The following is a 21,010-nucleotide window of genomic DNA, read 5'->3' on the forward strand; positions in this document are numbered from 1 at the left end:
CGCGAAGATGAGTAGGACGACTCATGCCCGATCGGCCCCTGCCCTCGACGATGAAGATCAATACTGCCGAGGCCGGGAGCCTGCTCATGCTCAGCCGCATCGCCGACGTTCTGGTGTCCGCCGTCGGCCGTCTGTCCGTGACCACCGACCCCGGAGCCGACTTCGCGCCGGGCAGCATCCTCGCCGCGAACCACACCTCGATCTCGGACCCCGCCATTGTGATCGCCGCTATGCGTCGCCTTGGCGTCGAGCCGGTCGTCATGGCGGCCGCGGGGCTGTGGCGCGTCCCGCTGCTCGGCCGCGCGCTCGCCAGCGAAGGGCACATCCCCGTCATCCGCGGGGACCGGCGCGCCGCAGACGCGCTGGACGCTGCCGCCGAGGCCCTGGACCGGGGACGGCTGGTCCTCATCTATGCCGAAGGCGGACTGCCCCGCCGCCGGGACGCCGCGGAAGCGGCCCCCGGCAACTTTCGCAGTGGCCTGGCACGGCTCGCCGAGCGCACCAGTGCTCCCATCGTGCCGGTGGGCCAGGCAGGTGCCCGCCGCGTCAGCTCCGGCAGCGCGGTCAAGCAGCTGGCCGGCCTGTCCACGGCGCTGCTGCGCCGACCGGACCTGCACGTTCATGTGGGCGCGCCGCTGGCGTTGACGGGAGACCGCGCCATCCGAACGGCGCGTGCCCGCACGGCAGTCACCACCGCCTGGCGGACGGCTGCATCCCACCTCGGCGAGCCCGCGGCGCTCGCCGCTACAGCTTGACCACATAGCCAGATTCGGTTTCGCGGGTGAGCAGAATCAGCGGCCACTCGTGGCCCACACCGCCTCTCCGGCCCCGCGTTGGCCAACCTGCCCAATTGGCGGGAGGCCGCCCTGCGCCGCTCGCTGCCCGTCGCATCGTGCGCCTGGCGGGTCAAAACGATCATGGACCGTCTGCGGTAATCGAGCCGTCCGTTCGTGGGACTTGGTCGACCGGTGGACCGTTCGTTCAGTCGCAACCGTGTGACCTAGCGCTGCACGTGGCCCGTATGGCCAAGTAGCGCGCTCAAGCGCGGGGCCAACGGACGGGATGGCCGGTAGGGGCACCGGTGAGGCAGGAACCGTCGCCCAAGGGCACCAACTCGTACGGATGGTTCACCGCGACGTTGAATTCGCCACTGATCGTGCCGGTGCGCAGATCCACCAGGTGGTAGCGGAACCACTCGTCCTCATCCTGGCTCTCGCCACCCAGGGTGACGATGGCCGTGTCCTCGGTCAGGTAGCCGCCGCTCCATTCCACGAAGGACTCTTCCGGGTCATACCCGAAGGCCTCGACGGGGAGAGTGAAGAGCACGTCCCCGCTGGGGTGGTCGTGAAAGGCAACGTCCGCCTGCCCGTGGTCGACGGTCATGAATTGCTGCCCGGACGGCGCCAGGCCGATAAGGCAGCCGTCCGGCCACGGGTACGTCACGAAGCCGGGCTCGCTGTCCGCGCCGGCGACACCCCGGAGAATGACGGATCCGTCCTGGCCCTCACCGATGTCGAGGTAGACGCTGCCATCCGCGGGATGAACGTAGTGGACGGCCCCGTGTCCGACCGTCTCCAATTCTCGGCGGGCGAGAACCACACCGCTGTCGGCATCGTGCACGACCCACTGGTCGCCGCTCCCGCGTCCCGCCATCGCATCCGGCCGGTAGACCCACACGGTCCGACCGTCCTGAGACAGCGCGCAGCCGGGTTGGTGGCCATGGCGCACGTCGGAGTACGGCTCGAAATCTGAAGCCCACGCCAGGTCGCCGGCACGCGTCAGGCACACGACGCGGTTCAGCGTCGTGTACACGACCCGCTCCAGATCCTGCTGGACCACCGACGCCAAGACCTCGTCGTCAGCCCGCGGCTGGAACACCGCTCCGGGCTCCAGCATCCCGTAGACCCCGGCGCCCACGACGTAGGCGTGGATCCGCCCGTCGCGGTTACGCGTGATGACCTTCGGCAGCGGCTCAGAAATCATCCGCTGAGGCTAACGGCCAGTTCAGGCCGCTCCAGATCCGGGCCGGTGTGCGCCCGAGCAGGGTCTGTGCGGGCCAACTACAACGCTCAGGTGCCACCTACGACGATAGAGGGCCAAGTAGAACGCTAAGTCTCACAACCGCTGATGCACCTAGCAGGAGTGCACCACTTCGCTATTCGTACACCTGTTCGTATAATGTGGGAGTGGAGGTGAGGGCCGTGAATGAACGGAGCAGCGGTGCCGGAACGGCGAGCGTGATGCATGTCCGCTGTCCAGCGGGCCTGCCGGAGCCTGCCTATCGGCAGGTGCTGGAGCTGCTGAGGGGCGTCTCACCCACGGTCCAGGCGATCCCGCCGGGGGCCGTCTTGGTCGAGCTGCGTGGTGCTTTCAGGTACCTGGAGGCGGACGGACGCCGGATCGGTGAGGTCGTCAGAATCCGTGCACTCGCGCTGCTCGGGGTCGATCTGCGGATCGGAGTGGGACAGTCCTGGGCAGTTGCGGCGACTGCCTCCGGGCAGATCACCGAGCCGGGGGGCATGCTCGTTGTCGAGGCGGACCGGACCCGCGAGTTCCTCGCGCCGCTGCCGGTGCGCGCGATCCACGGGGTGGGCCCTCAGCAAGCGAAGGCGCTGACGTCGTACGGGCTGCACACAGCGGGAGCGGTCGGGGCCGTGCCGGTGGAGACAGTGCAGCGGATCCTCGGCGGGCGCGCCGGACGGATGGCCGCCGACCGGGCGCGGGGCGTAGATCCTCGACCGGTCACTCCTAGAGACTTGCCCGCCTCCGCCGTCGTGCGGCGGCGATTTGAGCGCCAGGAGCTCGATGGTGGCCGGGTGCGTGCTGTACTCCTCGACCTGGTCGTGCAGCTCGGCGCGACGCTGCGCGGCCGCGACCAAGTGGCACGAGCCGTGAGCCTCGAGCTGAGGTTCGCGGGCGGGGCGAGCTGGGAGCGCTCGCGCCGCCTGGCGGAGGCCTCGGGACATGACGAGGACCTCCGCCAGGCGGCGTTCCGGCTGATGGACTCGGCCGGGCTGGAGCGAGCGCGACTGGTCGGCATGACCCTCAGAGCCGAGGACCTGATCGACGCCGAGAAGGCCGCGGTGCAGATCTCGATGGACCGCGTGCGGGAGTCGCGCCTTCTGGCCGAGAAGGCCGTCGACCGGGCCAACGCGAAATTCGGCGCGGGCACCGTCGTGCCCGCGGCGACCCTGCTCGGCAAGGCCTCGTAGGAGGAACACCCGATGCACCCTGGCCAGTTGCTGCCGCACGCCCCGTACATCGCCGCGGTCGACCGTGAGCTCGGCGCCCGCGGCATCCCTCCCGGACGGCTGTGGACGTACGGGGCGGCCTACCCAGGCCAGCCACCCGCCACCACACCCGCCGAGCAGCGATTGTGCGCACTGCTGGAGTGGGACCCCAGCCGCTGTGGACCGGGGATGACCTGGCACTGGGGAGTCGACACCGGATGGCGCTGCGCCCGCACCGGCCGCGGAGGCCGGCGCCTTGCCTCCACCACCCAGACCCTGTGGCCGCCGGTCTACGCCGCCCCGGCAGTGCTCGCCGACGTCGCCCAGGCCCTCATACGCGGGCAGCGCCCGGTGCCGTGTGACCAGGCAGGGGAGTGGCGCGGCGCGGCACAGGTGCGGGACGCGGTGGAGAAGTTCAGGAGCGCGCCACCGGCTCATTGACCGCAAAGGCCCAATCTCACACGCACCAGCTCTGTGACGCCCTGGTCGGTCGATCACTTCCTGAGCACGGTCCGTGCCACGGAACTGAAGTCGGGGGATTCGGAACCCGCGGGTGCGGGGGGCAGAACGGTGAGATCATGACAAGAGGGTCAGCTCATGATCATGGCACGGCAGCGGGGGCGGCGATGGACGAAAAGAGCACGGTGCGCGCAGTCGCGATCGACTACAAGGCGGTCTTGCGCTCCCCCGGACAAGTCCATGACGGGATCGTCGAACTCCTGCAGTGGCTCGCAGAACGCGACATCTCGTTCGTTCTACTCACGTCCGACTCAATCGACGCCGAAACTGCCCTGAGGGCTGCCGGCCTGCCGGCGCCTGCCCTTCACCTGTGCCGCGATGACATCCCCGGCAGGCCGCCTCGCGGCAGCGGTGCCTGGCTGCTGACGGTCGCCGACCGCCTCAAGCTGCGCACCAATCAGATCGTCATGGTGGGGACCTCGGAGTGGGACTGGCGTACCGGCATCAACGCGGGCGTCGTCTACGTCCACGCCCGCTGGGCGAACCACGTCCGCGACAACAAGGGCATGCTTACCTTGTCCGCCGACGAGCCGGCGGACGTTGGTGAGCTCCTGGAACACTTCCTCCTGGACGAGCCCCGCTGGGCCTTCAGCCACGACGACGACGCGCGCTCCTTCACGATCCGCTCGCTGCTGCCTCCCAACGTGCGGTTTCCCCAGGACGTCGGCCAGACCTTCGAGCTTCAGGACGTCTTCACCCGCGGCCGCAAGATCACAGTCGGCACCCAGGACGCCCGCGACATCCTGATGCTGCGCCTGCTGTCCTCCGCCTACCTCGACGGCACTCTGCCCCACCGCAGTCTCTTCTGCGTCTACCCCAGCAGCTCCCCGGGCCAGGTCAGCCAGCAACTCGCCGGCTTCCTCACCAAAGCGAAGGTGATGGTCGGCTCCTACTACCGCGAGGACCTCCTCGAGCGCACCGGGCAGGCCCCGGACACCAGCCTGGAAAGGTGGAGGAGGAGCTGCGGCCAGGCGAGCACGGCGGACATCTCGATCGGCGCCCAGGCCCGCACCGTCCGCATCAACCCGAAGTACCGGGGCAAGCTCAAGGGCAAGACGGTGATCGTCTTCGATGACTTCACCACCGAGGGCAAGTCCATCGAGTGGGCCCGCATCCTCCTGACCAGCGCTAACGTTGCACAGGTCATCGCCCTGACCGTCGGCAAGTACGGCGACTCCCGTCACACTGCCTACAAGCTGCGACCCGGCATGACGATCGACCCCTACCAGGTCAGTTACCACTTGGCAGCCACGAACTTTGTGACGACTCCCGTCACCGGAGCCGCAGGCCCGGGCCCGGACGGCGCCCTGAAGGCCACGATGTCCCACTTCATCGCCGCCGCGCAGAAAGCCAAGTGATCGTGCCTGTCATTCGGCCTTCCTCCGAGCCGACGCGGCTCGGAGAGAACCTGAGCCGAATGACCGACCCGACCACACCCTTCCCTCCCGTATGCAGACCGCGTACGCCATGATGGAAGTGGCCCGAGAACCTCGCTTCATCCTTCGAACATCCCGGGGCCACGAGTAGAAGGACACCCGATGGACCTCGATATCACCGCTGACCAGCACGATCTGCTGACCCTGTGCGCGTTGCGCGCTGGCGACGCCACCCTCGACTGGAGCCTGATCGCCCGCGCTGCCCAGAGCCCCGAGGGCCTGGCCGCGCTCATGGACGGGCAGCTGCACGAGGACTCGCGTGCCGCGACGAAGAACCGCCCCCTGCTGCAGCAGGCCCTGGCCGCCGGCCTCGACGACGCCCGTGCCCGCGTCGACGACGAACTCGTCGCAGCCGACAAGGCCGACGCGCGTCTGGTTACCGTCCTGGACAAGGACTACCCGGCGAACCTACGCGTGATCGGCAACCTGCCGCCGTTCCTCTTCTGCCGCGGCGAGCTCGATCAGCGTGACGCCCGCTCCATCGCCATCGTGGGTACCCGCCAGGCCTCCGAGGACGGGCTGCGCCGGGCGGCCCGGATGTCCCGCGAGCTTGTCGACCACGACGTCGTGATTGCCAGCGGTCTCGCCAAGGGCATCGACGCCGCCGCCCACCAGGCCGCGCTTACAGCGGGCGGCCGGACCTTCGCCGTCATGGGCACCGGCATCGCCGCCACGATCTACCCGGCCGAGAACCGTCCGCTCGCGAAGGCGATCCTTGCTGCCGGCGGAGTGCTGCTGAGCCAGTTCTGGCCCACCAGCCCTCCAGCGAAGTACACCTTCCCCCGCCGCAACGTCGTCACCTCCGGCACTACCCTGGGCAGCGTTGTCATCGAAGCCTCCAGCACCTCAGGCGCCAAGATGCAGGCCCGCTTGGCCGCCGAGCATGGCAAGCATGTCTTCCTGATCCGCTCCCTCGCCGACACCCAGCCTTGGGCCAAGAAGATGCTGGAGGAGGACCGGGCGATCCTGGTCACCGCCTCCAGCGACATCACCGGCCGCCTCGGCCAGGCTGCGGACATCCAGGCCGCCGGCCAGCAGCGACAGCAGCTCGCCCTGGCCGGCCTGTGACGGCAGGTCTCCCGGATCCGGCAGGCTTCCCCGACTGCCCGGTATGCGCCTACCGTGTCACCGGCACCGCCCGCCTGTGTTCCGACTGCGCCGGCCGTACCCTCCAGCCAGTAGCCGTGCCTTACTGCGCGGTCTGCTCCCAGGCCCTCGCACCCGGCAGGCCGTGCAGCAACTGGGTTTGTGCGATACCGGAAGCCGAGCGGGGGTTTTCCCGCGTCGACGCGGTGGCCATGTACTCCGGAGCCCTGCGTGACAAGATCCACAAGCTGAAGTACGAGGGGAAGGCTGGCTGGGCGATGATCTTCGGTCGGCTCCTTGTCGGCTGGATGGAAAGCCACCCCGATGCGATGGACGGTGTCGACTACGTCGTCGGGAATCCGGCCCACACGGGCCGCCAGCCAATCCAGCATATCGAGGCGATCATGGACGCCGCCTACACGGAGGACATCACGCACACGTTCCCGCTCAGCCCACCCGGCGCGCACCGCCTGGTCAAGATGACCGAGACCCCCCGTTCCGCCACCAAGAACCTGGACGACAAGCGGACGGCTGCTACCGCGCACGCCGCCGCGCTGACGTGGACCGGAGACACTGGCGACATCAAGGGGAGCACGATCCTCCTCGTCGACGATGTGTTCACCAGTGGGTCCCAGCTCCAGCGCGTCGCACTCCGCCTCCGCGCGTCCGGTGCCGCTGACGTCCGCGGGCTTGTTCTAGCGCGAGTCCCCTGGAGCGGATGACCCGGCCCAGACGATCACGCACATCTTCCGCTCAGCCCATCCGCCGTGCACCGGGCCTCGTCGACGGTGAATGGGCAGGCAGGACGCCGCTCTGGGCGGGCTGTTCGCAGGTCATCCGCAGCTCCGTGCGGGCGCTGAAGTGCCGGACGGGCCCCGACAGACGTGAGCAAGTCCCGGAGCTCGCGGGCACCTTCCGCGCACGCGGAGGGCCTGAGGGAGGGCTATCGGATTCTGGCGTCAGCACGGTCTGGAGCGGGGGTGGGTCGGCGGTATCACCGTCGTCGCGAGGACCTGGTCGGAGGCGCGCCAACCCAGATCAGCCTTGACCCGGCGCTGCGTGAAGCACGGCTCCGCGCCGGGCCGGTGATCGGGCGAGGCAATCGCCGAGGGCCGGTCCCGGGGCGGCCCTCGTGAGGACGCGCGCGGACACCTGCGTCATCCACCTCAGGAACGCGTCGGGCGTACTACAGCCACCCCGGATCAGTACCGTCCACGCCTGCTCGGTCGTGCTGATGCCCGGGAGCAGCGTGTCCAGGCGCCCGGGGGGCAGCTTCGCACCAGCCGCAGCGGCCACATCCCGAACGAACCAGACGACTTGCCCGTCCAGAACGCGCACGCGGACTGGGGCGTGGTCGTAGTGGAAGGTCGTGGTGGCCGGCGTGGAATGGCCCTGCGGGGGCAGCGGGCCCCGCAGAGTGCGGTGCCCGGCGCTCCTCACGCCCCGTCGGGGCGGGCAGCGCTGTAGGGGCGCATCACCCGCCCAAAGTCCCAGACCCCGGGACGGGCCCGGTCGGACAACAGCAGACACGGCTCGCACTGGTCGGGGTCATCACCGTGGAAAGGCAGGTCGTTGGGCACCGTATCGAAGCCGCAGCCGAACGCGTCCAGACTGAGCACCAGGCCAGCAAGATGGCCGGGCGTCTGCGGGTCCTTGTCGCCCCACGCGGCCCGCAGCGGCCCGTCGGGGATCGTGAGGGGGAACGGCTCGAAACCGGGGAAGCCGGGGAAGTCCCACAGGATGCCGCCGTGCTCGTCGCGGATGCTGTGGGGGTGGAGTTCGTCGTCGTACTCGCCTCGGTACAGCACGAGATAGGCAGCGGTGGGGAACATGGCGCGCAGTGTGTCGGCGATCATACGGGCCATGCGGTCCCCTGCCGCGTGCACAGCGGCCTTCGCCTGCTCCCAGTCGTCGAGGGTGGCGTACGGCGGTGTCGCGGGAGTATGGGGGCGGGCGGTGACGGATAAGCGCTGCTCGCCGACGTCGATGCTCTGGCTCACGGGGTTCTCCAAGAAGTCGGAGCTGTCCGGCGGGGGAGGCCGGGCAGACAGCGGGGTCAGTAGGTGATGGGCTCGTGGCCGTCGACCTTGTCGATCAGTCGAGCCCCCTCGTCGTGACTGACGTACTCGTCGTACGCGCGCTGCACGGCGTCCCCATGCCGGTCCACGTCGTACGAACTGGCCCATGCGGTGCCGTACGTCTCGTAGTGCTGGAGGGCACGGGCGTCGATAGCGGCCTGGTCGTCGTCCTCGACCCGGTGGGACTCCTCGATGACCAGGTTGCCTGCGGTGTCGCAGCGGCCGGGCAAGAGAATGGGCACTTGGTGTGGTCTTTTCAGGTCTAGGATGCCGCCCGGTGCAGCTGGGCGGGAGGGTCAGTTCGTGGGTAGGGCAATGCGCAGCCGGTCTCCGCCATCGGGGCGCCACCATTCGTCGAGTTCGACCAAGGCCTCGGCGACGAGTGTGCGGTGGAAGCTGATCGCGCTCTGCTCCTCCCGGACCGGAGCGCCGTCGTAGTGGAGGGTGGGGTCGTACTCGCTCCAGGCCGGACCGTCTTCGTAATCGAAGGTGACGTGGAAGCTGACCGCGCGGGGGCGGGCGTACTCGGTGTGGCCCTCGAACCAGTCGGTGAGGGCATCACGCAAAGCGCCCACGAGCTCCGACGGGTACCCGTGCGGAATGGTCTCGTCGTCCTCGGGTTCCGTCGGGATCAGGATGCGGTCGGCGTTCCCACCCGGGTCGCCGCCCTCGACCTGACGGCGGGCCATCTCGGCGGCCGCGTCGGCGGAGGACGCGGTGAAGGTGTCTGCCCACCGGCCGAAGTGCTCCTCGCTGGTCTCCAGTTCCACCCCGGCGTGGGCGTACTCGCCGGGCATGACGTGCGCCACGTAGAGGGTGTCGCTGTGGTCACAGTCCAGGCCGATCACGGTGAACACCCGGTGCCCGGCGGGGACTTCGAGCTGTGTGACCGGGCCGCCGACGTCCAGGCCGAGATCCTTGAACGTCGCTTGGAGCGCGTTCATCATGTCGCAGCCTGCGACTTCCCCCTCGGGGTCGTCGCCGCGCAGCTTGCACCAGGTGCGGAACAGGTCGGCCAGGGCCGCGCCGCTGGTCGTGGTTGGATCGAAGGTAAGCATGCCAGGCGTCCTTCCGGGCGGAGTGCGGGCCGCGCCCCGGGGTGGGGCCCCCGGCGCGGTGTGGTGTCAGGTGGCGGGGTCGGTGAGGTGGTCGAGGATCGAGCGGACGAAGTCGAGGCCGAGGCCGTGCACGTAGGCGTGCACGGGGGAGTTGTCACGGGCGCGGGCGCGGTAGTCGGGCGTCTCGATCTGGCCGGTCGGGCCGACATTCCTGCCGAAGGAGAGGCAGTCGTACGGGGCGAGCTGCCGCATGGGGGCGTACGAGAACTGGGAGTACAGGCGGCGAGGGATACCGCCGGTGATCTGGTCGCCGAGGATCTTGTGCGGCCGCCGGGGGCGGGTGGGCAGGAACAGCGGGAACAGTGCCTCGAAGTCGGCGAGCGTTCCGCCGTAGAATCCCTGCTCGCCCCCGCCGTACTCCAGGTTGAGCGAGGGCGCCGCCATGGATGACTCCAGGCGCAGCCGGGCGGGGCCGCGCCGCCAGACACATACCGCAGTGCCCATCAGGGGAATGGTCCACACTCTCGTCTTGATGCGGCGCTCCGCGAACTCGGCGCTGATGTCGTCGAGGAGGGCGCGGGCGGCGCGTGCCGGATCGTCGGCGGGGGATCCGGCGTCGAGATCCGGAAGGGCGCTGCGCAGGACCTCGCGGGCTACGTGGACCGGCCTGATGCTGGGGACGGTGATGAGCGGGAACGTGGCGCCTTCACCGCGCCGTTCCCACGCGAGCGTGGTGTGCCCTTCATGGAAGGCGGCGATGACAGCACGGGGACCGTCGGAGATCCGGGCGAAGGGCGCGTCGGTGTAGGTGGTGCGGAACGCCGTGGCGTGCCAGGGGCCGAGCGGGCTTGTGGGGAGCAGCGCGGCGACCTGAGTGGCGGCGGCTGGTGTGGCGAGGACGGGCACAGCGGTCACGCGGAGGTGCCTTCCCTTCTGGGGGCGACGGGGGGGGATGGGGGCGCCGCTGGACGGGCCGTTGTTCGAATGGCACGTCGGTGGTCTCGTCTCGTTCATCGGGGATTCGGGGGGCCGGTTCCTGCGCTGGGGTGGTTGGTCTCTCGGCTCGGGGGTTGGTTTGTTGCCCCCGGGCCGAGAGTGTGGGCGCGGGCGGCCCTTCAGGGAGTGGAGAGGTGAACCGCCCGGCCTGGGTTGATCCGCTTACGCGGTGAGCCTGGAGACTCGGTCGACCAGTTCATCGCGCGCGATCCACAGCACATTGATCTTCGCCGTGAGCTCCTGGATCTGAGGAGCGAGCGCGAGCGCACGCTCCTCATCGAGGAACTTGCTGTACTGCGCCTCACGCGACGCGGTTGCCTCGTCCTGGCGGTAGACCTTGATCAGTGCGGTGACCAGGTCCCGCACCCGCTCGCATGTCTCGGTGTCCGCCTGGAAGGACGAGGCCTCTACGGGTGCCACAGCCCCGCGCACGGTGCGGGTGAGGTTGACCCACGGGTCGGTGACGGGCTTCTCCGCGTCCTTCTCGACCTCCAGGTCGGCGGGGTTGACCAGCTGATGGCCGATCACGTACGGGGCGTTCTCCGTTCCGAGCAACGGGACGTCGGTTCGCTCGTGACGGTCCACGCTGCCCTTGCCGAACTGGACGTTCAGCAGTCCAGGCACGATCGGATCGAGGTTGTAGTCCGGGTGGATCACGATCGCGCCGATCGTCGACTTGGCGGCGCCGTCCTGGAAGACGCGCGACAGGTCGTAGACCGCCTCGCCGTGGTCGCCCGTGGTGACCGTGTACGAGTAGGTGGCACCGGCCGGAGTGGTGAACGTCTTGGCATCGAACATGAAGGTCCCTTCCAAAAGGGGCAGTTGGTGGATTCTCGGCCGGTTCTCTGTTTCCCCGACCTCGCAAGAATGACAGTACACAGTGAAAGTAAGATATGCAACGCCAATGCCACTGTCAGGGGTCAGCCGAACCTGCGGCCGAGGTGGCGGGAAGTGGAGAGCGGCGGCTTCCGGCTCGTCAGTGCCAGCCTCTGACATGTGGGGGCGGCGCCGACGGCCTCAACGAACTCGATGTCGAAGTGCTCGGTAAGCCGGGTGTCGGATACCTCACGGCTGCGCCAGGCCGTCCCGATGCTGTTTGGTCGATTTAGTCGAGCTCGTCGTCTGCTTCAGCCTCGCGCATCCACGCCGCTGGGACGCCACTCTCGAGATACTGCTGCGCCGTCCTGATCATCCCGGGGAGGTCTGCGCACCAGACCGGTGCCAGGGCGGCCGCCATTGCTCCGAGGTCCCCTCCGTTCTTCCGGTTCCGGTACGCCTCTGGGAGGTCGCCGGGGACCAGGAGGAGCACGCCCACGCCTTCGGGCCGCTGTGCCGTGTGCGTCCAGTACAGAGGCCACACGAAGGCATCGCGCGTGACTCTGCCGTGGTCGAGTGGCGTCTGCCCCTTCTCCGCGACGAAGGCCGCCAGCAGTCGGCGGGCTTCACGAGCGCTCCTGCGTGTAGCAGTTGCTGGGAGGAGACGTGCGACGGCGTAACCGTCGGGGTGGCGTACCCCGGGAAGGCGCAACATCTCGTCACCCTAGGACGCTCGCCATCGCGCCTCACCGGCTGAGGACCCGGGCCCTATGGCTCTCTCGCCTGGGGTGCGGGGCCCGGATAACGGACCATGTCGCCGTGGCGGGGCAGGGGAGTGTCCGGGCTGTCGAGCCAGGAACGGCAGTGCCCGGTCCGGTCGGCGGTCACCCCGAACCGCGTGCGACGCGGGCGGCCTTGCCGGTGCCACCAGTTCCAGGCCGTGCACACCTCGTCCCACACCTGGCGTGGACCGCGCTGGGCCACGGCGTCCGGCGCGCTCCATCTGTCTACGGCGACGGTCGCCGTGGAGCCGTCGGTACACCACACCCGCAGCAGCCGGTCGCCTTTGGCGGGTACCGGGTCACACGTGACTCCGGGGACTTGCAGACCGATTGCCCAGCGGCTCGCCGCGGTTGCGAGCACGTCGCGAGGGTCGACTGCCGACGCGGACGACCGCGGTGCGGTGTCGGCCGGCAGGGGCCACACGGGCCGCTGCGCCTGCTCCCACATGAACTGCACGCCCCCTGCGAAGTGCCCCTCGGCCAGCTCGCCGTCTGCCCGCACGGTCAGGCAGACCAGCCCGGTGTTGGAGAACAAGCTGCCGAACGGGGACACGATCCGTCCGCCCGGCCTCACCTGCTCGATCCAGGCCGCGGGGATGTGGCGTACGGAAAAGCCGGAGAGTAGCGCGGCGTACGGAGCGCCCTCCGCATGTCCCTTCATCGCATCCCCGCACAGGGCGGTGACCGGCAGGCGAGAGCCCTCCAGGTGCTTGGCTGCCTGACGGGCCAGCTCGGGGTCGGCCTCGACACTCACCACGTGCGCCCCGTAGGCGGCCAGGAGCGCTGCCGTCCAGCCGGTTCCGCTGCCCAGGTCGAGCACTCGTGCGCCAGGGGCGAGGTCCAGCAACGCCAGCATGGAGGCGACGGCCTGCGGGGCGGAGGAGGAAGAGGACGGTGCTGGGGCGCCGTCGGCCACGGACGGGCTGAGCTGGGTGATGACCGGCCCCTTGGCCGAGACGAGCGCATCCCATTCCTGAGGGTCAGAGTCCCGGTTCACCGTCCGGTAGCGGCGCCCGGCGCCGGGCTCGCGCACGAAGATGTCTCTGGGGACGAAGAGGGCGCGCGGAACGTCTGCGAACGCGGCCCGCCACTGCTCGGGCAGGTCAACGGCGGCCGCGATCTCCGTCAGCAGCTGCCCCCAGGCATCCGTAGCCACGGTCAAGGATCTCCGCTGTCATCCCCGTCATCGGGGTCCTCGATCGGCATTCCGCCGAGCTCGTCCTCCTCTTCGTCGGTCAGTGCACCGTCGCTGTCCGCATCCTCTTTAGACATCCAACTACCCCTCCGGCTCGACCCTGTTCGGCTTCTACCCCCCAGCTCCGGAATGAAGCGAGGCCCGAACGTGGCCCTGCGCTGTGGGAAAGGTGACGGGGCAGGGCAGCTGGCCGACGTGCCCACATACGCTGTGCCGATGCCCGTCGTACCCTCGCTCTTCAGCACTGCCGAGACCGACCATCCCGCCATCGCCCAGTGGTGCTCCACCGTCCTCGCTGGCGACACCGCCCGCCTGCTCCTCCTGGGACCGCACTGGTCCGGCAAGTCCCACACCGCCTACGCCGCACTGCGCCGCCTCCTGGCCGCCGGATACCGCGAAGAGAGCATCACCGTCTTCCAGGCCGCTGACTTCAGGGGCAGCTACGAGCCCAGCATGATCGAGAACAGCACCGCCGTCACGGTCATCGACGACCTGACCCTCTCCGTCAACCTGGTGCGCGAGGCCACGTGCCGCTGAAGCCGGACCCCGCCGACGTCCAGGCCATGATGGCCTTGGAATCGGGAGCACTTGCAGACGCCGTTGCCCGTCTGAGCCTGCTGCCGCGACGCTCCTGGCTCCTGATCGCGTCGAACATCGATCGCCTCGTCGAGGCGATCGGCCAAGACACCGCCGACCGCCTCATCGCCGTCGCCGAGCAGTGCGAACTCGCCCCACGACCCCGCCCGAACATGCGCTGGTAGCCGCCGGGCATCAGCACCACCAGCACGAGCGCCGTTCCCCGCCCAGCTGCACGACGCTGCGCGCTGTCGCCTGGGCGAAGGAGGGCGGACTGTGGCCAAGCGGACGAACGGTTCCGAGGCCATGCACCTGCGCCGAGACCCTGAAGGATGCACCCGTGTGATTAGGCCGACCACCCCCTGCCCGGCATCGTGTTGTCGCAATCTCGCATCCAAGACAACTCGTGCGCGTTGGGATTCGAGGATGGGTACTCAGACTTCCGCCCGCCCCTTGGCGATAAGCGGGTCTCCAACCGCTCCACCTCGGCGTCGACGTACCCGAACTCCTGGGCCATGTGCACCAGCGCCTGCCGCATCAGGCTCTGGCGCTCCCGGCGGGGCAGGGTGGGTGTGGCGGTGATCGTGACAGCCATCCTCGACCGTTCGCCGTCGGTGTTGGCGCCCAGCGGATCCAGATCGATGAGTCTGTCCAGGGCAGGCAAGACGCCGTTCTGGGCGGGCTGTTCGCAGGTCATCCGCAGCTCAGTTGTGGGCGGTGCGGCCCACCGCAGAGCTGCCGGGTCGCCAACCACGTCGGGCAGCAATTCAGCGGCCGTCTCCCACGCGCCCAGCAAGAGGGCCTGAACTTCGTCGAAGCAGAGCTGTGTACCCCGGTCAATGCCTAAAGCGCTCGCCCACGCCACGGGGTCCTCGATCAGGACTTCCGCGCAGGCAACCACGGCGGAATCCGTCGTCGTGGGCAAGGCGAGCGTCGCGGCAGCCTTCAGGGCCGGGATGCAGTCCGGTGCGCTGATCGTGCACGTGTAGCTGACGGAACGGGCCGTATTACCGAACGGCCCTCGCTTCCAGCCGGCAGCGGGCAGTTCCGTGCCCCGGCGCCTGGACAGCGTGGTCACCGCCCCGGCCAGCGCGCTGTAGGGGAGCTGCTGTTCGAGCTGATGGCGCCGCGGTCTGGTGATCTCCAACGTGCCCGGGTCTGCCCAGGGCAGGTTCACCACAGCTCGCAAGCGAAGCGCCGGTGTCTGGCCGGCGGCCCAGCTCTCGGCAGAGCGGCCCTGGTTGAGGCTGAAGTGGGGGAGAGGCTCCCACCGCCACACGCCGCGCCCCGAGCGCGACAGCCGACCTGCACCCCACGCTCCGCCGTCGAGATCCACACTTCGTTCATCGGCCCCGACCATCCACGATCCGTCTGTCCTCTTGTACGGGACGGGATAGCCCACGGCCGCGAGCGCATCATGGCCTGGCGCGTGCCGGCCGGCTTCGACGATCGCCTGCCAGACGGGAGCGGAGACCACGACCGGCGGGCGGCCGCCCACCAGACACAACACCCACCCCGGCTCGCCGTAGCGCCCGTGGTGCAGATCCTGGAGAGCGGCCGTCCCGTGACTCCATGCTTCCCCCGCCGGTTCCCCCAGCTCGGCCCTGGCCAACTGACGGTATGCCTCTTGCATCTCCCGCTCGCGGTCCACGAGCCCCTGGCCGACTCGCAGCCCTCCCCCCGGCCCGCGTTCGGAAACGGCCTGGCGCACGAGGTCGGCGAGGGTCTCGGCGGTCGGCATGCCGGAAGCCCGGACGCCCGCCGAGAGCAATGCCCCGATCTCGGCGCGCGGCAACCAGTGCGTCTGGTCGCCGTCCCGCACCGGCACGGCAACAGTGTCCGTCCGCTGGGAACCCGGCTTCCCGGTCGGCGCCGCCACGACGCACAGCGTGGCCGCGGGCTGCGCGGGAACGCTGATGAACAGCACTCGCTCCTGTCCGTCGCCGGACCAGCCGAGGCGTACCCCGCGGGGAGCGGGGGTGATCCGGGCGCGGATCACCTTACGGACCTGGTCGAGGTTCACCGTATCCGGGGCAACGCCCCTGATGCGGTCGAGGACTTCCTCGTCGTTATCCATACGGGTGGCGATGCCGATGATGATGACGCCGCCTCCCCCGTTGGCGAAAGCGGCGACATCCTTGGCGAGCTCCTCGGGCGCGCGGGGATCGGCATCGAGCTGATACGCAGCGGCCTTCGCATCGAGCCACTGTGTCTCGCGCAGTCCGAGCAGAGCGCCGGGCTGGTGGGCCTCCAGCGCGGCCAGCGCGCTCTTCAGATCGTTCACCACTCCGGCAGTATCCACCGGCGCACCGGTCTCCCGCGGCCAAGTCTCATACGCTCACCAGCAGGGACCGAACGTGCGACCGGCGGCACATCTGTCAGCGAGCGCGTGCCTCCGTGTATCCGACGATCCGCTCGGCATCGTGCTGCATCAGTGCGGACAGATCCTGACCCGCCCACAAGGCGAAGCTCAGCGCGATCTCGCGGGCGTCTTCGAGCTCGGAATCCGGGCGGAGGTAGCCGAGAAAGGGAATAGCGAGCCGTGCCGCATGTTCCTTGGGACTGTCGCTGGATTGGGCAGAGGCGGCGACGGTGAGAAGTTCCAGGCAGGTGGGCCCGGCAGGGTGGGCGTGGCGCTGGCTCAGGCTGACCTCGTCACCGAACTCGCCGAGCCAGGAGTCGAACCGGTCTTGATCCTGGCCAAGGAGCTGACTTCGGTATCCCGCCCACTCGGTGGCCAGCCACTCGATGAGCAGCAGTGCGCTCGGGCGGAGGGTTCCGAGACCCTGCCATGTCTCCAGCGCAGCCGTCAGGGCGCCGTACATCTCCCTGTCGGCCGGAGGAAGGCCCTCGCCGCCTGCGGCGCGGTGAGCGGCTTCGCCCTGAGCAGTCATCCTGATCAGGACGAATGCGACGCCACGGGGCTCGGATCGCGTGGTGGTCTCTGACATCGTCAACTCCTGGCTGGTATCGGGTGATCGGGAAGCGAACGCGATGTACCGCGCGGGGAGCCGGAGGACGGGACATCCAATGGACCGCCTCCTTCACGAGGCCGAGCCCCCCAGCACGCGCGCCTCGGCCTTCGCGTGCCGAGGCTTCTGCACAAGAGAAGTGCCGCGAGCGACGACACAGCCCTCACCTCCCTGGACGCGGGATGTCGGTCTCAGCGGGCCTGGCAGTGAGACCGTAGAAGCCACCAAAGGCCTCGACCCCTCTCTTCCCCTCCAGCTGGGCGAGCAGCGCCGCCGCGGCCACTCCGCGAGCAAGTTCACCTGCGGTTCGGACCACGCGGTTCTGCGCGTGTCCAAACCGAGGACGACCGTCGCTGAACTGCAGCACGTCACCGTTCTCGCCCAAGCTGCCGCCGGCGCGCTTGGCTTCTCCGCGCAGCCAGGTCTTGGCCTGCTCAACAGGATGCTCCCACTGCATGAGCTTGTACGCGATATCGGCGCCGCACAGCGGTACGGCGAAATCCAGGAAGAGCCGCAACTCATCAAAAGCATTCAATGGTTCAGGCTGACACATGAAAGTATCTCCTAGAACGGTCAAAGAATCGGAAACCAGAAACAGGGCTATAGAAGCGGCTGCGTTCCAGGTGAAAGCGAGCAAGAGGCGTCAGTCGGAAAGACGCCGTCACGATCGGGCCACACGACCTGCCAGTACGGCACCGCGGCCTCCCTGCCGTACACCGCTCGCAGCATCGAGAAGGGCTCCAGGGAATCAACTGGACGCATGAGCAGCTTGAATCCGTTCGCGGGGAGCCCGTCCAGCGCCACTCCAGCAACCGGACCAGACGATCCAGAGAACCGCTCAACGACGGAGTGGAGCACGCTCTGCATCGCTCTGACGTCCAAGCCGGACATCACGAACTCATACCCCAGAGATTCGTGCAGACCGACGGTGTAGCAGTAAGCAGCAGAACCCTCATCTGCCAGAACCGCCTGAACGGCGAACCCGTGCTCCGCGATGATTCCGCGCAGTCGGGCAACGTACTTCGCCATGAAATCGGGTGGGCACACGAGGCAATCCGCATCCTCGCAACGATTGTGAGGACGGCCCTCCGGCAAGACATTCGCCGCGACACCGGGCGTGAATTCCCGATCGCGAGCGACCAGCCGGGACAGATCCCCGTCGGGACAGAACGACTCCAGAGCCGGAAGATCGATACAGCCCCACCAGCCCTGCGACCGGTCTCCGTCCAGGCACGACCACCCGAAAGCCTCGCCGCTCGCACCGTCGACCTCCACGACATACCACTCACCCCAGGAGGAGAAATAGCGGAGGCGGACCACCGTGTGCTCATGCGGCTCCAAGACCGTTGCCCACAGGTCCGGAATCTTGTCCAACACCCTCCCAGCCGGGTAGAAGTCGTGGCCGCGCTCCTTGCACCGCAGCTCGGGCGGCCGCGTCCTGACAGGAACGCCCCCCTGCACGGAGTACTCAGGCTCGGCGCGAAAGACCGCCTGGTGGTCCACATCAGAGTGGTAGACCGACACGCCTTCGCCGTCCCAGCGCACGGTGTACGCCGCCAGGTCATCGGTCAGCCCGCGCAGTTCGGGGACGGCCTCCAGCCCTCTGAGGAAGAGAGCGCTGAAAACCTCTTCACGTCTTCCGACATCGACACAAACGGCGGCGCGCTCCCAAGGGCGCCCGAGGAAGCGCATACGAATGCGCATCATGATCAGCTCTCCAGTGAATCGTAGTTGGGGGAGACCGGACGAGGGCCCGGACGAGATGTGCGTTGGTCGACTCCTCGGGCGACCGCGGTGCCGCGGCACTATGCACCGACGCGCCGCACCGGCGATCCGGTCCTACGGGGAGCCTGGATCAGGCGCCGGACGACTGCCGTGCTCGGTATTCGCCCACCACAGCGAGCACCGCGACGCCGAGCACGCTGGCACCCTCACTCGCCATCCAGTCGGCCACCGTCGCTCCCGGGTTGCTGCTCAGCCTCTGGACGAGGTCGTGCACACCGACATGCGGGGCACCCTCGGCATCGCAGCCAGCCTCGAAGTGACCAAACTGCGGGACGTACGCGTGGTAATGCCCATCGGCACTCCAGTGAGGGCCCTGCCACAGCTCGAACACGGAGCTCGGGGCGTCCTCCTCCAGCCGTGCGGCGATCTCCTCGCAGAGGCCCAGCACGGCGTCCTGGGCGGATAGACCTGTCCCAGCACGAGAGCCTCGGTAGGGCCATGCTCATACTCGCCGCGGAGCCCATGCTCGCGCATGAGGTCGAGAATCGCTACGAGCTTGCCAGCGGGAGCCGAATGGATACGGAGCTGCAGATCAGCAGACACGTTTCTTCCTAACATCGAACGCCACTGCGGGCGCCCACGAAGGGAAGGGGGAAGCACCGCGCATCATCGGCAGCGGTGAAGCAGACCGATCAGAGCCACGCTCGGGCAGACCACCGTGGAGCCTCCACAGGAACTCCGAGCGTCGACACCGACTTCGTCCTCAGGGTTCGGTTCAATCCTCACCGACCACCACCTGCACGTCCGACATCCGGCACTTCCGGCCGCGCACGAAGTGACGATCGAGTCGGCCATTGATCAGATCGACGACCGCACCGCACCCGGCAGACGGACAGAGGACGGCCATCCCCCGGCCGTCATCGTCGAGGAGGGGCATTTCGGATGCGAGAGCCATAGCGGTCTGTTTGCCTGTCAGGCGAACAGAGAAGGTCACCGCGCCACCGGCCTCGATGTCATCGATACACGAGCGGCACAGGGGCCGCCTGCGGGCTCTGGCTGTGGCCTCTGATGACGCGGCCACATGGTGGCCCTCGGGAGAGATGCCAGGCGGCAAGCCCGTCTCAGGATCGATTAAGAGGCTCGGGGCGGTGTGCCGCTCCAGTTCGTGAAACATCGCCGGGCCGCCACAACAGGGGCATTTCATCAAGTAGAACAAGGCCGTCACCTCTCTCGGGCGTGGGAGTGTCATGGGCAGGCGCGACGGCCCCTTCTGAGGACCGTCCTGCCATGTCTCGGGCTGCTACAGGGAGACCCGGTCGGTGGCCCCGGCCGGGTCGCCTTCCTCGCCGAGGCTGCGGGCGCGGCCGACGGCCGCATCGGCGGACTCGGCCGAGACGGCGTGGGCGTAGCGGCCGAAGTGGTCTTCACTGCGGTTCAGTTCGACGACTGCCGTAGCGTGCTCACCTGGAATGACACTGGCCACGTACAGCTCGTCGCTGTGATCGCAGCTCAGCCCGAACACGGTGAACACGTTGTGGTCGGCAGGCATGTCGACCTGGGAATCAGGGTCGGCGACGTCCAGACCGAGACCGGTGAACATGTCCTTCACTGCCTCGACCAGGTCCCCACCATCGACCTCCGCCTCAGGGTCGGGGCGGAGCCAGTCATCAGGAACCGAGTCAACCCAGGTGGAAGGTGTGTGTAGGACGGAATGTCGGGTAGAGCAGTTCGAACATGCCAGGGCCCCGAGGGTCGTCGAAGGCGAGCAACGCCGGGCTGTCCAGCGTGCAGCAGCCGCACTCCGGATTCATCCACGTAAGCGTGAGGTACGGAAACTCGACCCGCATCTCCTGCATGGCCTCGTCCCACGCAGCTTTGTCCTCGTCGCGCCACTCGTTCTGTGCTCCAGCCACGTAAATCGCGTCCAGGCGCTCTGCCCACTCCTCGAATGTCATTCCGGTGACCTCATCTCGTTCTTCAGGGGCTCGGGTCAGCCCTTGCGCTCGGCGGTTGGTCCCCTGGTCTGGGGACGTTGGGTCGCCCCAGCTCAGGGGTTAGGGGCGCCCGGTCCGGTCTGGTGGGTTACTTGGTCGTGCATTTCGGTCCGTCCGCGGCGCGCAGACTGGAGCGCCTGACACGGCTCGGAGTTGTAGTGCTCGGCGAGAAGGCGCGAACTGGCGGTGAGGGGACTGGCGTTTCACGTTCGACGTCTGATTGCTACAAGTGGGCGGCTGCCCTCTCACGACCGGGCTGGAAACGACTCGGAATCGTGGAGTCCGGGTCGCGGCGCCACTCGCGCTTCTCGACAGCGCGCTCACGCCCATGGTCGTAGGAGCGCGGGTTGTGGCCAGGGCAGCAGTCGAATCGACGGAGTCCGCGCGGGGTCATCATCGGTGCGAAGGAGATCATGGCGGTCTCCAAGAGCTGATTGTCGGTGGGCCTGCTGTGTGGGGGGTGGGGCCGGGCGGCCCCGGTGGAGGGGGGGTGGGGCCGCCCGGCCCTGGTTGGGGGTTAGCTGATGGTGTAGCCGTTGAGCTTTTC

General features: G+C 68.4%; 24 protein-coding genes. 8 read left to right on the forward strand and 16 right to left on the reverse strand.

Translation table 11 applies throughout. The features are described 5' to 3' along the window. Positions 1-86: 86 nt before the first annotated feature. Entirely contained in the window at positions 87-755 is a 669-nt protein-coding gene (locus tag ABZ833_RS38915; protein WP_361057583.1) for a lysophospholipid acyltransferase family protein, read from the forward strand. Between the two features lie 283 nt (positions 756-1,038). Here ABZ833_RS38915 and ABZ833_RS38920 read toward each other — a convergent pair whose 3' ends face one another. Then, positions 1,039-1,983 carry a hypothetical protein gene (locus ABZ833_RS38920; RefSeq protein WP_361057524.1) on the reverse strand — a complete coding sequence of 315 codons (945 nt, stop codon included), beginning with the start codon at positions 1,981-1,983 and terminating at the stop codon, positions 1,039-1,041. A 218-nt stretch (positions 1,984-2,201) separates the two neighbouring features. Here ABZ833_RS38920 and ABZ833_RS38925 point away from each other — a divergent pair, with 218 nt between their 5' ends. The 5 genes from ABZ833_RS38925 (at position 2,202) to ABZ833_RS38945 (ending at position 6,993) form a co-directional block, all read left to right on the forward strand. Next, positions 2,202-3,212, forward strand: coding sequence for a hypothetical protein (locus tag ABZ833_RS38925; RefSeq protein ID WP_361057527.1), 1,011 nt, complete (start codon positions 2,202-2,204; stop codon positions 3,210-3,212). A 12-nt stretch (positions 3,213-3,224) separates the two neighbouring features. Further along, positions 3,225-3,671, forward strand: a complete 447-nt coding sequence (locus ABZ833_RS38930) for a hypothetical protein (protein WP_361057530.1) — start codon at positions 3,225-3,227, stop codon at positions 3,669-3,671. Between the two features lie 185 nt (positions 3,672-3,856). Beyond that, entirely contained in the window at positions 3,857-5,107 is a 1,251-nt protein-coding gene (locus ABZ833_RS38935; RefSeq protein ID WP_361057533.1) for an HAD family hydrolase, read from the forward strand. A gap of 180 nt (positions 5,108-5,287) precedes the next feature. Then, positions 5,288-6,253 carry a DNA-processing protein DprA gene (locus ABZ833_RS38940; RefSeq protein WP_361057536.1) on the forward strand — a complete coding sequence of 322 codons (966 nt, stop codon included), beginning with the start codon at positions 5,288-5,290 and terminating at the stop codon, positions 6,251-6,253. Positions 6,254-6,483: 230 nt separating this feature from the next. Continuing rightward, positions 6,484-6,993, forward strand: coding sequence for a phosphoribosyltransferase family protein (locus tag ABZ833_RS38945; protein WP_361057539.1), 510 nt, complete (start codon positions 6,484-6,486; stop codon positions 6,991-6,993). Positions 6,994-7,707: 714 nt separating this feature from the next. Here ABZ833_RS38945 and ABZ833_RS38950 read toward each other — a convergent pair. The 7 genes from ABZ833_RS38950 to ABZ833_RS38980 all read right to left on the reverse strand — a co-directional run bounded on the left by ABZ833_RS38950 (position 7,708) and on the right by ABZ833_RS38980 (position 13,157). Further along, on the reverse strand, positions 7,708-8,271 hold the full coding sequence (locus ABZ833_RS38950) for a hypothetical protein (protein ID WP_361057541.1): 564 nt from the start codon (positions 8,269-8,271) through the stop codon (positions 7,708-7,710). A 56-nt stretch (positions 8,272-8,327) separates the two neighbouring features. After that, complete coding sequence (locus ABZ833_RS38955; RefSeq protein ID WP_361057544.1) at positions 8,328-8,591, reverse strand: hypothetical protein; 264 nt, start codon at positions 8,589-8,591, stop codon at positions 8,328-8,330. A 54-nt stretch (positions 8,592-8,645) separates the two neighbouring features. Further along, the gene (locus ABZ833_RS38960; RefSeq protein ID WP_361057547.1) at positions 8,646-9,407 is read right to left on the reverse strand and encodes a hypothetical protein; all 762 of its coding nucleotides are present in this window, start codon (positions 9,405-9,407) and stop codon (positions 8,646-8,648) included. Positions 9,408-9,473: 66 nt separating this feature from the next. Beyond that, a complete protein-coding gene (locus tag ABZ833_RS38965) occupies positions 9,474-10,322 on the reverse strand; it encodes a hypothetical protein (RefSeq protein WP_361057550.1) in 849 nt (282 codons plus the stop codon). Positions 10,323-10,565: 243 nt separating this feature from the next. Continuing rightward, positions 10,566-11,201: a hypothetical protein gene (locus tag ABZ833_RS38970; RefSeq protein WP_361057554.1), complete on the reverse strand. Its 636-nt coding sequence runs from the start codon at positions 11,199-11,201 to the stop codon at positions 10,566-10,568. A 307-nt stretch (positions 11,202-11,508) separates the two neighbouring features. Next, complete coding sequence (locus tag ABZ833_RS38975; protein ID WP_361057557.1) at positions 11,509-11,934, reverse strand: hypothetical protein; 426 nt, start codon at positions 11,932-11,934, stop codon at positions 11,509-11,511. Between the two features lie 53 nt (positions 11,935-11,987). Further along, complete coding sequence (locus ABZ833_RS38980) at positions 11,988-13,157, reverse strand: methyltransferase domain-containing protein (RefSeq protein ID WP_361057559.1); 1,170 nt, start codon at positions 13,155-13,157, stop codon at positions 11,988-11,990. A 255-nt stretch (positions 13,158-13,412) separates the two neighbouring features. Between ABZ833_RS38980 and ABZ833_RS38985 the strand changes: the two genes are divergently transcribed. Then, positions 13,413-13,733 carry a hypothetical protein gene (locus ABZ833_RS38985; RefSeq protein WP_361057561.1) on the forward strand — a complete coding sequence of 107 codons (321 nt, stop codon included), beginning with the start codon at positions 13,413-13,415 and terminating at the stop codon, positions 13,731-13,733. Then, a complete protein-coding gene (locus tag ABZ833_RS38990; protein ID WP_361057563.1) occupies positions 13,724-13,957 on the forward strand; it encodes a hypothetical protein in 234 nt (77 codons plus the stop codon). Before ABZ833_RS38985 ends, ABZ833_RS38990 begins: the two co-directional genes overlap by 10 nt. A gap of 161 nt (positions 13,958-14,118) precedes the next feature. On the opposite strand, the gene ABZ833_RS38995 is transcribed toward ABZ833_RS38990, so the two are convergent. The 8 genes from ABZ833_RS38995 to ABZ833_RS39030 form a co-directional block, all read right to left on the reverse strand. Further along, entirely contained in the window at positions 14,119-16,059 is a 1,941-nt protein-coding gene (locus tag ABZ833_RS38995) for an RNA-binding domain-containing protein (protein WP_361057565.1), read from the reverse strand. A gap of 91 nt (positions 16,060-16,150) precedes the next feature. Further along, positions 16,151-16,723 carry a hypothetical protein gene (locus ABZ833_RS39000; RefSeq protein ID WP_361057567.1) on the reverse strand — a complete coding sequence of 191 codons (573 nt, stop codon included), beginning with the start codon at positions 16,721-16,723 and terminating at the stop codon, positions 16,151-16,153. Between the two features lie 184 nt (positions 16,724-16,907). Continuing rightward, positions 16,908-17,297 (reverse strand): hypothetical protein, encoded by a 390-nt coding sequence (locus ABZ833_RS39005; protein WP_361057569.1) that lies wholly within the window; start codon positions 17,295-17,297, stop codon positions 16,908-16,910. Positions 17,298-17,344: 47 nt separating this feature from the next. Then, positions 17,345-18,451 carry a DUF4262 domain-containing protein gene (locus ABZ833_RS39010; RefSeq protein ID WP_361057571.1) on the reverse strand — a complete coding sequence of 369 codons (1,107 nt, stop codon included), beginning with the start codon at positions 18,449-18,451 and terminating at the stop codon, positions 17,345-17,347. 148 nt (positions 18,452-18,599) lie between these two features. Then, positions 18,600-18,917, reverse strand: a complete 318-nt coding sequence (locus tag ABZ833_RS39015; protein WP_361057573.1) for a hypothetical protein — start codon at positions 18,915-18,917, stop codon at positions 18,600-18,602. Positions 18,918-19,244: 327 nt separating this feature from the next. Continuing rightward, positions 19,245-19,685, reverse strand: a complete 441-nt coding sequence (locus ABZ833_RS39020; RefSeq protein ID WP_361057575.1) for a hypothetical protein — start codon at positions 19,683-19,685, stop codon at positions 19,245-19,247. 84 nt (positions 19,686-19,769) lie between these two features. Further along, positions 19,770-20,069 (reverse strand): hypothetical protein, encoded by a 300-nt coding sequence (locus ABZ833_RS39025; protein WP_361057577.1) that lies wholly within the window; start codon positions 20,067-20,069, stop codon positions 19,770-19,772. 79 nt (positions 20,070-20,148) lie between these two features. Next, the gene (locus ABZ833_RS39030) at positions 20,149-20,424 is read right to left on the reverse strand and encodes a hypothetical protein (RefSeq protein ID WP_361057579.1); all 276 of its coding nucleotides are present in this window, start codon (positions 20,422-20,424) and stop codon (positions 20,149-20,151) included. Positions 20,425-21,010 lie beyond the last annotated feature (586 nt).

This window comes from Streptomyces sp. NPDC047525 (assembly GCF_040643025.1).
GTDB classification, from domain to species: domain Bacteria; phylum Actinomycetota; class Actinomycetes; order Streptomycetales; family Streptomycetaceae; genus Streptomyces; species Streptomyces durmitorensis.

Coding starts and splice junctions, on each gene's coding strand:
- ABZ833_RS38975 (WP_361057557.1), bottom strand. CDS start 11,934: ATGTTGCGCCTTCCCGGGGTACGCCACCCCGACGGTTACGCCGTCGCA.
- ABZ833_RS39000 (WP_361057567.1), bottom strand. CDS start 16,723: ATGTCAGAGACCACCACGCGATCCGAGCCCCGTGGCGTCGCATTCGTC.
- ABZ833_RS39005 (WP_361057569.1), bottom strand. CDS start 17,297: ATGTGTCAGCCTGAACCATTGAATGCTTTTGATGAGTTGCGGCTCTTC.
- ABZ833_RS39010 (WP_361057571.1), bottom strand. CDS start 18,451: ATGATGCGCATTCGTATGCGCTTCCTCGGGCGCCCTTGGGAGCGCGCC.
- ABZ833_RS38970 (WP_361057554.1), bottom strand. CDS start 11,201: ATGTTCGATGCCAAGACGTTCACCACTCCGGCCGGTGCCACCTACTCG.
- ABZ833_RS38960 (WP_361057547.1), bottom strand. CDS start 9,407: ATGCTTACCTTCGATCCAACCACGACCAGCGGCGCGGCCCTGGCCGAC.
- ABZ833_RS38930 (WP_361057530.1), top strand. CDS start 3,225: ATGCACCCTGGCCAGTTGCTGCCGCACGCCCCGTACATCGCCGCGGTC.
- ABZ833_RS38985 (WP_361057561.1), top strand. CDS start 13,413: ATGCCCGTCGTACCCTCGCTCTTCAGCACTGCCGAGACCGACCATCCC.
- ABZ833_RS38945 (WP_361057539.1), top strand. CDS start 6,484: ATGTACTCCGGAGCCCTGCGTGACAAGATCCACAAGCTGAAGTACGAG.
- ABZ833_RS38940 (WP_361057536.1), top strand. CDS start 5,288: ATGGACCTCGATATCACCGCTGACCAGCACGATCTGCTGACCCTGTGC.
- ABZ833_RS38920 (WP_361057524.1), bottom strand. CDS start 1,983: ATGATTTCTGAGCCGCTGCCGAAGGTCATCACGCGTAACCGCGACGGG.
- ABZ833_RS39030 (WP_361057579.1), bottom strand. CDS start 20,424: ATGACATTCGAGGAGTGGGCAGAGCGCCTGGACGCGATTTACGTGGCT.
- ABZ833_RS38935 (WP_361057533.1), top strand. CDS start 3,857: ATGGACGAAAAGAGCACGGTGCGCGCAGTCGCGATCGACTACAAGGCG.
- ABZ833_RS39025 (WP_361057577.1), bottom strand. CDS start 20,069: ATGTTCACCGGTCTCGGTCTGGACGTCGCCGACCCTGATTCCCAGGTC.
- ABZ833_RS38915 (WP_361057583.1), top strand. CDS start 87: ATGCTCAGCCGCATCGCCGACGTTCTGGTGTCCGCCGTCGGCCGTCTG.